This window comes from Hyalangium sp. (assembly GCF_035629615.1).
Taxonomy (GTDB): Bacteria; Myxococcota; Myxococcia; order Myxococcales; family Myxococcaceae; genus Hyalangium.
In genome coordinates, this window is record NZ_DASPHO010000804.1 from 1 (window position 1) to 12509 (window position 12509).

Sequence of the window (12509 nt, forward strand, 5' to 3'; positions counted from 1 at the left end):
CACTGGGGATGGACCACGTCCGCCGCGCCAGCATCCTGGGCAGCATCGGCAACGTCTACCGGCGAGATGGCCGGTTCGAGGAGGCCAGCCGCGTGATCCTGGACGCGATCGCCATCCGTGAGCGAGTGACTGGACCGATCCACCCGCTGACGGGGATCCTCCACTACTCGCTCGCCCAGACCTTCTCCCGCATGGACGATCTGGACAAGGCCGAGCTCCACGCGAAGCGCTCGCTCGACATCTACACCGCGGCCTTCGGCCCCGAGCACTCCGAGACGAGCACCGCCTATGATCTGCTGGGGGAGATCTACCTGGCGAGGGACCAGTACCGGGAGGCGCGGGAGGCCTATCAGAAGGGGCTGGAGCTCAAGGAGAAGACGCTGGGCAAGGATCACGCCACCGTCACCTACTCGGCGGCCGGCCTGGGCCTGAGCCTCCTCCAACTGGGGGAGGCTGAGCGCGCCCTCTCGCTCTTCGAGCGGGTGCTGGCGCTGTCGGCGGATCCGCGGACCCGAGGGGATACCTACTACGCCCAGGCGCGAGCGTTGGTGGCCCTGGGCCGCAAGCGCGAGGAGGTGCTGGCCGCCGCCCGGAGCTCGGTGGCCGCATTCAAGAGCGTGCAGGAGGACGAGTTCGTGGCGGAGGTCGAGGACTGGATCGCGAAGCACTCGGGCGCGAAGGGTGGTTCCCGGACGGCCGGTCGCCCGTGATGAGGGCATTTTCGTGACGTTCCTCGCCGCCATCATGAGCTTCCATGGCCGACACGCTCGCTCACATGGATGCACGCATCAGCGGCACCAGAGGCGCAGCAGCCCGAGGAGCTCGTCGCGATCCACCGGCTTGGCCAGGTAGTCGCTGGCGCCGGCGGCCAGGCACTTCTCGCGGTCGTCCTTCATCGCGTTGGCGGTGACAGCGATGATGGGCAAGGTGGCGAAGCGCGGATCCTGGCGGATGGCGCGCATCGTCTCATAGCCGTCCATCACCGGCATCATCATGTCCATGAGGACAGCGTCTACGTCCGGGTGGGCGTGCAGAAGCTCCAGGCCCGCCTTGCCGTTCTCCGCGTACAGCACCTCCAACTTCTGGCTCTCCATCGCGCTGATGAGCGCGAAGATGTCGCGGATGCCGTCATCCACCACGAGCACCTTGCGCCCGGCAAGGCTGGTACCCGACTCCGCCGGCAGCGGATGGCGGCGCTGGCGGTCGTCCGCATTCAGCTCGGGTGCCTGGGTCTTCTGGCTCGGCGCACGGATGCGCTCGGGCTCATGAGGGCTGACGCCGCGCTCGGGCGCCTCGCTCGCGCCACCGTCCGGTGGGGTGTACCTCTCGGGCAGGTAGAGCGTGAAGGTACTGCCCTGGCCCGGCACGCTCTCCAACTGAAGCTCTCCGCCCAGCAGGTGCGTCAGCGAACGGCTGATGGAGAGTCCCAGGCCGGTTCCGCCGTACTTGCGGCTGGTGGCGTCATCCGCCTGCTGGAAGGCCTCGAAGATGAGCTGCTGCTTCTCCTTGGGGATTCCGATGCCGCTGTCCACCACGCTGAAGGCGAGCAGGCGGCCCACGTGCTTGAGCACCTCGTTGTCGAAGCGCATGCGCTGGCTGTCCACCGGGGTGACGCGCAGCTCCACGCGGCCGCTGCGGGTGAACTTGAAGGCATTGGAGAGCAGGTTCTTGAGCACCTGAAGCAGCCGCTGCCGGTCGGTGCGGATGCTGACCGGCAGCCCCATGCCGAGGCTCACGGCGAAGCCCACGCCCTTCTTCTCGGCCACATGCGCGAAGGTGCGCTCGCAGAACTCCTTCACCTCGGTGAGAGGCACGTCGCCTGGCTCCACCTGCATCTTGCCGGCCTCCACCTTGGACAGATCGAGGATGTCGTTGATGAGGTTGAGCAGGTCCGTCCCCGAGGCGTGGATGGTCTTCGCGTACTCCACTTCCTTCGGGCTCAGGCGGTTCCCCTTGTTCTCCGCGAGGACCTCCGAGAGGATGAGCAGGCTGTTGAGCGGTGTGCGCAGCTCGTGGCTCATGTTGGCGAGGATCTCGCTCTTGTTCCTGGAAGCGATCGCCAACACCTCCGTGACGTTCACGTTGTCGTTGAGATCCTTCCAGACGCCCATCATCCCCTGCAGCACGCTGGCCTTACCGGCCAGCTTCTCTTCCGTGCCCACCTCCTTCGCGACGCGGTTCACCTCCGCGGCGAACTCGGCGAGCCGGTCCACCATCGTGTTGACGATGTTCTTCAGCTCGAGCGCCTCGCCGCGCACGTCCACGGTGAGCTTGTGGCTGAGGTCACCCACCGAGACGGTGCTGGCCACCTGGGTCATGTCACGCACCAGCGCGGTGTGGCTGTGCACGAGGGTGTTCACGGCATCGGTGAGGTCCCTCCACGCGCCGGACAGGCCCTGCACGTCGACCTGGTCGCCCAGCTTTCCTTCCATGCCCACTTCCTTCGCGACGCGGGTCACCTCCTGGGTGAAGGCGGCGTTGAAGGAGGCACCCTGATTGAAGCGCTCTGCCAGCCGATCCAAGAGTGGGTGGGTGCCAGACACCGGGAGGCGGTGGGAGAAGTCTCCCTGGTGGGAGGCCTCCAGCGCGGCGAGCAGTGCGCGCAGCAGCTCCTCGATCGGTGGGGGTAGGGGCTCGTTCACGGTGTTGTCCACAGGGAGGCTCCTGGGCGAGGGCCCGCAGGCCCGTCGATCCTGTCACCCGGGAGTGCACTGTCGCACGAAGGAAGCGGCCTCGGAAACGAGCAGCAGTCACCGAGGCCGTCGTGCCGCCATCAGAAGTCTGTTCCGTCCACTCGCTTGCCGGGAGAGGCGCTGAGCCCCGGAGGCAGGGAGTCGTGGCGGACCCACGTGCCGCTCCCGCTCGCGTCCGGGCTCCGGTTGTATGAGATGCCTTGGTACGTGTCGGCGTAGTGGTGGCTGTCCGCGACGCTGTTGTCGGGCTTCACCAGGTACAGGGTGTCGCCGTTGCTCCCCACGTTGACGCCCCGGTTCATCCGCAACCCGTCATTCCCATTCGCGTAGTCCACGTTGGGTACTCCCGCAGGGACTGCCGATGCGCCCGAGTAGACGACGTACACCTTGCCCGGCGCGAGCATCGTCCCCGCGGGGAAGGTGTGGCGCGTCGGCTCGGCACCGACATAGGACTCCGCGTCGTGGATCTTCCACCCGCCCAGGTCCGCGGCGGTGGCCCCCGTATTGATGAGCTCGACAAACTGCTGATCGAAGTCCGGCTGGCCCGTGCTGGGGTTGTTGTTGGGGTGAGGCCGGAACTCGTTCATCAACACGGCCGAGGCCGGGCCTGGAGGCGTCACCACCTGTCCGAAATCGAAGCGGCTCAGGATGGGGTAGTGGTCGGAGGTCGTCGAGCCGTAGCTGGGGATCGTCGGCCGCAGCACCGTGGCGGAGTTGCTCACGTAGCTGGCGTGCAGCTCGTTGGTCACCAACTGGTGGTCGATGACGTTGTTGAAGCCCACCGAGCTGCCCACGCCCGCCTGCGACAGCGGCAGGGTGAGGAAGGTGTACTCCGTGGGCGCATCCACGTAGTTCTGGTAGGGCGAAGGCAGGTAGACGCTGGTGTTGTTGGGATCTCGGACGATGGAGAAGTCCGCGTCGTCGTTCCAGTCTCCCAGGACGATGACGCGCGCGCCGGGCAGCTGGGTCTCCAGGTAGTTCTTGAGGGCCACTCCCGCCGCCTTGCGCCGGTCGTAGTCCTCCGTCCCCGGGCTCGACTCGGCCTTCATGTGCAGCACGATGGCCACCATGTCCAACGAGGTCCCGTTGCGCGTGACGCGGAGGTTCACCAGAAGGGGAGGGCGGCCGGCAAAATCGAATTCGTTCGTCGCACCGAGGATGACCGAGGCATCCAGCACCTGCACCACGCTCGATTTGTAGAGCACCGCCAGCTTCTGCTCACCGCTGGAATAATAGGTGGTGCCGTTCGTCACCCGCGCATCGTTCGCGACGAAGCCGTCATAGCCGGGCAGCCCCTGCTTGAGCGCGTTGAAGTGGTTGACGTCGACGATCTCCTCCATGGCCCAGAAGTCCACTCCGGCGTCCTGGACGACCGCGCGCACGTTGTTGAGCTGGAGCTGCTCGTCGGTAGGCCCGTTGCTGGTGTTCCCGAACCACTCGACGTTCCAGTTTCCCACCCCGAGCGGGAACGGAGTCCCTGCATCCGGAGTACCCCCGTCCGGGGTGTTGCCCCGCACCTCCAGGGAGAGCTGCCGCGTGGCCAGCGCGCCGTTGGCGTCCTGCACACGCACCGTGAACGGGTAGCTGCCCTGTCCGCCCGGCACTCCCGAGAGGTTTCCGCTCGACGACAGTGACACGCTCGGCGGCAGCGACCCATCCGCGAGCGTCCACCGCAACGGAGGCTGGCCGCCGGTCGCGCCGAGCACGAACTCGTACGCCAGCCCCGAGGTGGCCGAAGGCACCGTCGCGCTGGTGATGGACGGAGCCGCGTACACCCGCAGCGCGTACGTCCTCGAGTCCTGCGCTCCCTGGGCGTCCGTGACGCCGATGGTGAGCGTGTAGTCACCCGCGGCCGTCGACGGCCCGGTGAGCAGCGCCGTGCCCGAGTAGAAGGAGAAGCCCGGAGGAACGTCTCCCACCGAGTAGCTCAGCGGCGGCACTCCCCCGGTCGCGGTGAGGCGGACCTCGTAGTCAAGCCCCACCGTGGTGGAAGGCAGATCGGTGGTGGGCAGGAGCGGTCCGTCCGCATCCCCTCGGTTGCTGCAGGCACACAGCGCGGTGAGGACGACGAGCACCCTCGCCACTCGGGCGAAAGACATATCCTTGTACTCCGTACTCCGGAAATGGGGCCCCTGGCTCCGAGGGCCCGGACGCAGCGCACTCTACTGCTTCCCGTGGCGGCAGCGTGAGCCAGCAGCCACTGTTGCAATCGGCACGGTCCTCGTCCGTCTCTCCAGTGAAGCGCGCAGGAAAGCTTTGCGCTCACGGCGGGCGTGAAGTCAGATGGCTCGAGCGCTCGCCGATCCGGCCGCGTCTGGAACTCTAGGAGGCATCGAAGCTATGGCGGAGAAGAAGTGGGAGACCCAGCTCATGGACTTCATCAAGCGCACCGGTGAGGATCTCAAGCGCACCGGTGAGGAGATCAAGGTCGAGGCCCAGCGCCTCATGGACGAGGTGCGAGACCCCTCCCGTCAGGCCAAGGTCAAGGAGACCCTCAAGGATCTGCGCGACAAGGCCACCGCGATGACCAAGGAGGCGGGGGAGATGTTGGAGTCCGCGGTCAAGAAGGTGGAGGGCGCCTTTGATCCGAACAAGCCGGAGGAGCCCGCCAAGGCCCCGTCTGCCCCCAAGGCTTCCGCCGAGCCTGCCTCCGCCCCCAAGGCTGCTCGCAAGACGGGCAAGACGATCGGAAAGAAGCCGGGTGCCAAGAAGGCCGCGGGCGCCAAGGCCCCTGCCGCCAAGAAGGCCACTTCCAAGGCGGCCCCCAAGTCCATCGGCCGCAAGAAGCCGAAGTCCTGAGATCCCATTCTGTCCCGATCGCACATCTTCAATCCGGGTCCAGAGAAGATGCCTGGTCGGGGTTCTTCCAGGCAGTTCGCGGGGTTGGAACGGTCCAAGACCCGTGACATAGTGCACATGTGTCCGGCACCAACGAGAAGGGCAACTTCAGCGCGGAGATCGCGCAGGAAGTGATCGACGCGGCGCTCAAGAGCGTCGAGCGTCGCACCACTCCCTCAGAGTCCGAGGTGAACATCTCCTTGGAGGTGGAGTCGCCCGAGGTCTCCATCGACGTGTCCGATCCGGCCGAGGGCTCCGAGTCTGCCCCGGCCGTCGAGGCCGTCGATATCGCCTCGCTGACTGGCGAGCTCGAGGCCGCCCGCAAGGAGGTGGAGAGCCTCCGCGCGCAGCTCGAGTTCAGCCAGGGCGAGAGCCGCAAGCTGATGGAGCGCCTCCGGGAGGACCACGAGCGCTCCCTGCGCGCCGCGGCCGACCTGGAGAACTACAAGAAGCGCGCCCAGAAGGAGAAGGAGGAGGTCCAGAAGTTCGGCTCCGAGAAGCTGCTCAAGGACCTCCTGCCGGTGATGGACAACCTGGATCGCGCCATGGACGCCGCGGTGAAGTCGCCCGACTTCGCCAGCTTCCACAAGGGCGTGGCCATGACGCGCAAGTCCTTCGAGGACACGCTGACGCGCCACGGCGTGAAGCCCTTCAGCGCCAAGGGCCAGCCCTTTGATCCGCGCCTCCACGAGGCCGTGCAGCAGGTGGAGACCGCCGAGGTGCCCGTGGGCAATGTCGCCTTCGAGGTGCTGCGCGGCTACCTCCTCAATGAGCGGCTGGTGCGGCCCGCGATGGTGGTCGTCGCGCGCGCTCCGGCCCCGCAGCCTTCAGAACCACCCGGCGCCAGCGCTGCGCCGGACCCGGGCACTTCGCCCGCCGTATCCTCTGTGCCCGAGCAACCCTCCGGGGGGAGCCAGTAAGACGCCATGGGTAAGGTGATTGGAATCGACCTGGGGACGACGAACTCCTGTGTCGCCGTGATGGAAGGCGGCGAGCCGGTAGTCATCCCCAATAGCGAAGGCAGCCGGACGACGCCGTCCATGGTGGGCTTCACGGACTCGGGTGAGCGGCTGGTAGGGCAGATCGCCAAGCGCCAGGCCATCACCAACCCGGAGAACACCGTCTACGCGGTGAAGCGGCTCATCGGCCGCAAGTTCGACTCGCCCGAGGCCAAGAAGGCCATCAGCGTGAGCTCGTTCAAGGTGGCCACCAGCCCCAATGGGGACGCGTGGGTGGAGATCCGCGGCAAGGGCTACAGTCCGCCCGAGATCAGCGCCATCGTGCTGATGAAGATGAAGCAGACGGCGGAGGACTACCTCGGCGAGCCCGTCACCGAGGCCGTCATCACCGTCCCGGCCTACTTCAACGACGGCCAGCGCCAGGCCACCAAGGACGCCGGCCGCATCGCCGGCCTCAACGTCCTGCGCATCATCAACGAGCCCACGGCCGCGGCGCTCGCCTACGGCCTGGACAAGGTCAAGGAGAGCAAGACCGAGCGCATCGCCGTGTATGACCTGGGCGGCGGCACGTTCGATATCTCCATCCTGGAGCTGAACGCCGGCGTCTTCGAGGTGAAGAGCACCAACGGCGACACGTTCCTGGGCGGCGAGGACTTCGACCAGCGGCTGGTGGACTACCTGGCCAAGAAGTTCGCCGAGCAGAACAACGGCATCGACCTGCGCAAGGACCGCATGGCCCTGCAGCGGCTCAAGGAGGCCGCCGAGCGCGCCAAGCACGAGCTGTCCAGCGCGGCGGAGACGGAGGTCAACCTCCCCTTCATCACCGCGGACGCCACCGGGCCCAAGCACCTCACGGAGACGGTGGAGCGCAGCATCTTCGAGGAGCTGGTCGCGGACCTGATCGAGCGCTCCATCGAGCCGTGCAAGATCGCGCTCAAGGACGCGGGCCTCGCCGCCCCGCAGATCAACCAGGTGCTCCTGGTGGGCGGCATGACGCGCATGCCGAAGGTGCAGCAGAAGGTGAAGGAGTTCTTCGGCAAGGAGCCGCACAAGGGCATCAACCCGGACGAGGTGGTGGCCGTGGGCGCCGCCATCCAGGGTGGCGTGCTCAAGGGCGAGGTGAAGGACGTCCTCCTGCTGGACGTCACGCCGCTGAGCCTGGGCGTGGAGACGGCCGGCGGCGTCTTCACGAAGATCATCGACAAGAACACCACCATCCCCTGCAAGAAGGGCCAGGTGTTCTCCACGGCCGTGGACAACCAGCCGCTGGTGAGCGTGCACGTGCTCCAGGGCGAGCGCGAGATGGCGGCGGACAACAAGACGCTGGCGCGCTTCGAGCTGGTGGGCATCCCCCCGGCCCCGCGCGGCGTGCCGCAGATCGAGGTCTCCTTCGACATTGACGCCAACGGCATCGTCCACGTGGGCGCCAAGGACCTGGGCACCGGCAAGGTGCAGCAGGTGCGCGTGGTGAGCAACTCCGGCCTGTCCGAGGCGGAGATCCAGGGGATGATCTCCGACGCCCAGGCGCACTCGGTGGACGACAAGAAGAAGAAGGAGCTCGCCGAGCTGCGCAACAACGCCGACGGGCTCATCTACACCACCGAGAAGAGCCTGGAGGAGTACGGCAGCCTGCTCTCGGAGAAGGATCGGGACGAGATCAAGGTGGACCTCGAGCACCTCAAGGGTGTGCTCAACTCCGGAGACGCGGGGGCGCTGAAGGAGGCGTTCCAGCGGCTCGAGGGCAGCGCCTACCGCATCGCTGACGCCATCTACGCCGGGGAGGCGAAGTCCGGCTCCTGAGCCGCCTCGCCTCATCCCCCAGCACCTCTCTGCCGCGCCTCCTGTCTCTCCTCCCTGTCTGAGAGGCGCCGGGTTGTGCCGTGGGCAGGCGTGTGGCCTCCACTTTGCTGCCAGGGTCTCACAAGCGGGCACGCTCCTCGCCGGAGCATGCCCGCAGGCGAACGAGTCAGTTTGGTGTACTTGAGACAGGACCGAGGCCCCGGCACGGGGCCGGGTCTCACAGGGGAACGCATCCATGTTGGACATCCCTGGCTACAGGGTTCTGGGCACGATTCGTGGGACGGGCTCGAACGTCCTCTTCCAGGCGGTGCGTGAGGCAGACGGCCTGCCGCTCATCATCAAGACGCCCCTGGTGCCCGTGCCCGGCTCGAGCGAGAGCGAGCGCTACCGGCGGGAGTTCGCAATCCTGCAGCGGCTGCGGGAGGTGCGGGGCGTGGCCCGGCCCTATTCCTACGAGCGGATCCACGAGCGGCCCGTGCTGCTGCTGGAGAAGGTGCAGGGCGAGTCCCTGTCCGAAGTGGTGGGCCAGCCGTTGGAGCTCTCCCGGTTCCTGACGCTGGCGAGCTCGCTGGCCTCGACCCTGGCGGAGGTCCACAGCCGCAACGTCATCCACAAGGACATCAAGCCCTCCAACATCATCCTCGAGCCGTCCGGAGAGGGGCGCCTCATCGACTTCGGTGTCGCCACGCTCCAGAAGGTCGAGCACCTGGACGCGGCGCCCTCGCACCTCATCGAAGGGACGCTGGCGTACATGTCGCCCGAGCAGACGGGGCGGATGAACCGGGCGGTGGACTACCGCACGGACTTCTACTCGCTGGGCGTGACGCTCTACGAGCTGCTGACGGGACAGCGGCCGTTCCACGGGCGTGATGCGCTCGAGTGGTTCCACGCCCACATGGCGCAGCAGCCGGTGCCGCCGCACGAGCTCAACCCTCTGGTGCCGCCCGTCCTGTCGGCCATCGTGATGAAGCTGCTGGCGAAGGTCGCCGAGGAGCGCTACCAGAGCGCCGAGGGGCTGAAGGCGGACCTGGAGCAGTGCCGGGCTCAGGCGGGCCTGCCTTCGCTGGAGGGGTTCACGCCCGGCGCCCACGACACGCCCAACCGGTTCCAGCTGCCCCAGCGGCTCTACGGACGCGACGAGCAGGTCTCCACCCTGCTCCAGGGCTTCGAGCGGGTGCTCCAGAGCGGCAGGCCCGAGCTCTTCCTGATCAGCGGCTACTCCGGCATCGGCAAGTCCTCGGTGGTGAATGAGCTGCACAAGCCGGTGGTGCAGAGGCGCGGTTTCTTCCTGAGCGGCAAGTTCGATCAGTTCCAGCGGGACATTCCCTATGCCACGCTGGCGCAGGCCATCCGCGGGCTGGTGCAGCAGCAGCTGGCGGGGAGCGAGGAGGCGCTCGCGAAGTGGCGCGAGCGGCTGAACCAGCTGTGGGAGGGCCAGGGCCAGGCGCTCGTAGACATGGTCCCTCAGCTGGAGGTGCTGGTGGGCCGGCAGCCCGCGCTCCCGCAGGTGTCCCCTGCCGAGGCGCAGCACCGCTTCCACCGGGTGGTCCGCCAGTTCCTGGAGGTGTTCACTACCGCCGAGCAGCCGCTCGTGATGGTCTTGGATGATCTGCAGTGGGCAGACCTGGGCAGCCTCCGGCTCATCCAGCAGCTGCTCTCCGATGTGGAGACGCCAGCGGTGCTGTGGATCGGCGCCTACCGAGACAACGAGGTGAGCCCCTCCCACCCGCTGGTGCCCGTGTTGGAGGAGGTGCGCAAGGCCGGCGCGCGGATAACCGACATCCGGCTGCAGCCGCTGAGCGTGGCGCAGGTGGAGCAGCTGGTGGCCGACACGCTGCCTGGCGCGGGGGAGGAGGTGGTCACCCCCCTCTCGGCGCTGGTGCACGAGAAGACGGGTGGTAACCCCTTCTTCCTTCTCCAGCTGCTGGTGACACTGAACCAGGATGGCCTGCTGGTGCGCATGCCAGGGACAGGGTGGCGGTGGGAGGTCGAGGCTGTCCGGGCCCGGGGCTACTCGGACAATGTCGTCGACTTCATGGTGGGCAAGCTGCGCCAGTTCCCCTCCGGGACTCAGCACCTGCTCCAGCTGGCGGCGTGCGTGGGCAATGTCTTCTCGCTCCAGATGCTGGGCTCCCTCGCGGGCCTGGAGGAGTTGGGGGCAGTCGAGCAGGGGCTCGAGCCCGCGCTCCAGGCCGGCATGCTGGCGCGTGTGGGCCCGGAGCAGTACCGCTTCCACCATGACCGCATCCAGCAGGCGGCCCGCTCGCTCATCTCCGAGGAGGAGCGCAAGGCCACCCATCTGGCCATCGGCCGGCTGCTGCTGAAGAGCCTGTCACCGGAGGAGGTGCGCGAGAGGCTCTTCGACGTGGTGAGCCAGCTCAACGCGGGTGTGGACTTGATCCAGGAGCCCGCGGAGCGCTACCAGCTCGCGCGGCTGGACGCCGAGGCGGGCGCGAAGGCCGAGGCCGCGGTGGCGCACCGCCCTGCCATCACCTACTTCTCGGCAGCCTCCGCGCTCATTCCAGGAGACCCCTGGGAGACGGACTACGCGCTGGTCTCCAAGGTACGGCTCGCGCAGGCCCGGTGCGAGCTCATCAGCGGTAACATCGCCGAGGCGCTTCGCCTGGCAGAGGCGCTCTCCTCTCGGGTGAGGACCCGGGCGGACATCGCGGCCGCCTGGTGTCTGAAGAGTGACGCCTGTCTCGCCGCTGGGGACATCACAAGGGCCGTCTCGTTCATCCTGGAGGGCCTGGCGCTGCTGGGCATGCCCCTGTCGGCTCACCCCACCTGGGAGGAGGCAGTGGCCGCCCATGAGGAGGTGTGGGCGCTGCTGGGGGAGCGCTCCATCGAGAGCCTCATCGACCTGCCTCCCATGACCGACCCGGACATGAAGGTGATGATGGGAGCCCTCGCCTCGCTCTTCGCGAAGGCCTACGTCACTGACAACCACCTGCTCCTCATCGACCTGAGCCGGACGGTCTCCCTCACCCTCCGGCACGGCTTCACGGATGCGGCGGTGCTGGGGATCAGCTGGTTCGGGGTGCTGACCGGCACCTTCTTCAAGCGGTACCGGGAAGGCCATGCCTGGGCCCTGCTCGCTCGGGGGTTCGTCGAGCGGTACAACCTGACCGCCCACCGCGCGAGCGCGCTCCTCAGCCTGCAGTGCATCGCCTACTGGATTCAGCCCTTCTCCGTCGTGCAGGAGCTGGCCCACAGCGGCTTCCATCACGGGCTCCAGTCAGGGGACTTCTATAGCGCCGCCTACTGCAGCACCTCGATCGTCCAGAACAGCCTTGTCATGGGGCGCAACCTGGATGAGGTCTACCAGGAGACGGTCGCCAGCGGCGAGTTCCTGCGCAAGGCCGCGATCCTGGATCCACAGGACACGACCACCTACTTCCAGCGCTACGTGCAGCAGCTGCGCGGGTACTCGCTCTCGTTCGACACGATGAGCGGGGAGGGCTTCGATGAGCAGGCCTTCGAGGCCAGGCTGACCCCTGAGCGCATGAGCAGCACGCGGGGCTGGTACTGGGTCATCAAGCTCCAGTCCCGCTTCATGTGTGGAGCCTACCCGGAGGCCCTCGAGGCGGCGCGGAGGGCGGACGAGCTCGTCTGGAGCATGCATGGGAGCATGGCTGTCAGGGAGCTCCGCATCTTTCGCGCCCTCACCCTGGCCGCGTGCTTCGAAGAGGCAACACCGGAAGAGCAGCAGCAGTTCCTCGCGACCCTCCAGCGCGACCAGCAGCAGCTCGCGGAGTGGGCAGCGCTCTGCCCCGAGAACTTCCTCGCGCTCGAGCGGCTGGTGTCCGCGGAGCTGGCCCGCCTCGCGGGACGGGCGGACGAGGCGACGCGCGCCTACGAGGAGGCCATCCGCGCGGCTCGGGAGAGCGGTGCCACGCAGTTCATGGGACTGGCCAGTGAGCTCGCGGCCAACTTCTGGCGCACGCGGCAGGCGCCGATCGTTGCCCACGCCTTCGCGCGCGAGGCCCGGGCGGCGTATGCGCACTGGGGCGCCAAGGGGAAGGTCCAGCACCTGGAGGCCCAATGGCCGCACCTCGTGTCCACGGTGGCAGCCCAGAGCACTGAGACCAGCAGCACGAACTCGTCGCAGATCGACGCGCTCACGGTGGTCAAGACCCAGCAGGCCATCTCCGGAGAGATCGAGCTGGAGCGGCTGGTGACCACGCTGCTGAAGGCCGCCATCGAGAATGCAGGCGCC

At 67.4% G+C, this 12509-nt stretch carries 7 protein-coding genes; 5 read left to right on the forward strand and 2 right to left on the reverse strand.

Translation table 11 applies throughout. From position 1 onward, the window contains the following. A partial coding sequence (locus VD972_RS40455) for a tetratricopeptide repeat protein (RefSeq protein ID WP_324994523.1) occupies positions 1-710 on the forward strand: 710 nt, incomplete at its 5' end. Positions 711-788: 78 nt separating this feature from the next. Here VD972_RS40455 and VD972_RS40460 read toward each other — a convergent pair. Beyond that, positions 789-2654 (reverse strand): ATP-binding protein, encoded by a 1866-nt coding sequence (locus VD972_RS40460; protein ID WP_324994525.1) that lies wholly within the window; start codon positions 2652-2654, stop codon positions 789-791. A 119-nt stretch (positions 2655-2773) separates the two neighbouring features. Next, positions 2774-4792 (reverse strand): lamin tail domain-containing protein, encoded by a 2019-nt coding sequence (locus tag VD972_RS40465; RefSeq protein ID WP_324994527.1) that lies wholly within the window; start codon positions 4790-4792, stop codon positions 2774-2776. 241 nt (positions 4793-5033) lie between these two features. Between VD972_RS40465 and VD972_RS40470 the strand changes: the two genes are divergently transcribed. From VD972_RS40470 to VD972_RS40485, 4 genes are all read left to right on the forward strand, one after another. Then, a complete protein-coding gene (locus tag VD972_RS40470) occupies positions 5034-5492 on the forward strand; it encodes an ATPase (protein WP_324994529.1) in 459 nt (152 codons plus the stop codon). 119 nt (positions 5493-5611) lie between these two features. Further along, entirely contained in the window at positions 5612-6451 is an 840-nt protein-coding gene (grpE, locus tag VD972_RS40475; RefSeq protein ID WP_324994531.1) for a nucleotide exchange factor GrpE, read from the forward strand. A 6-nt stretch (positions 6452-6457) separates the two neighbouring features. After that, positions 6458-8290, forward strand: a complete 1833-nt coding sequence (dnaK, locus tag VD972_RS40480) for a molecular chaperone DnaK (protein ID WP_324994533.1) — start codon at positions 6458-6460, stop codon at positions 8288-8290. A gap of 235 nt (positions 8291-8525) precedes the next feature. Further along, the coding region (locus VD972_RS40485) for a serine/threonine-protein kinase PknK (protein WP_324994535.1) at positions 8526-12509 on the forward strand (3984 nt) is incomplete at its 3' end.

Coding starts and splice junctions, on each gene's coding strand:
- VD972_RS40465 (WP_324994527.1), bottom strand. CDS start 4,792: ATGTCTTTCGCCCGAGTGGCGAGGGTGCTCGTCGTCCTCACCGCGCTG.
- VD972_RS40470 (WP_324994529.1), top strand. CDS start 5,034: ATGGCGGAGAAGAAGTGGGAGACCCAGCTCATGGACTTCATCAAGCGC.
- dnaK (WP_324994533.1), top strand. CDS start 6,458: ATGGGTAAGGTGATTGGAATCGACCTGGGGACGACGAACTCCTGTGTC.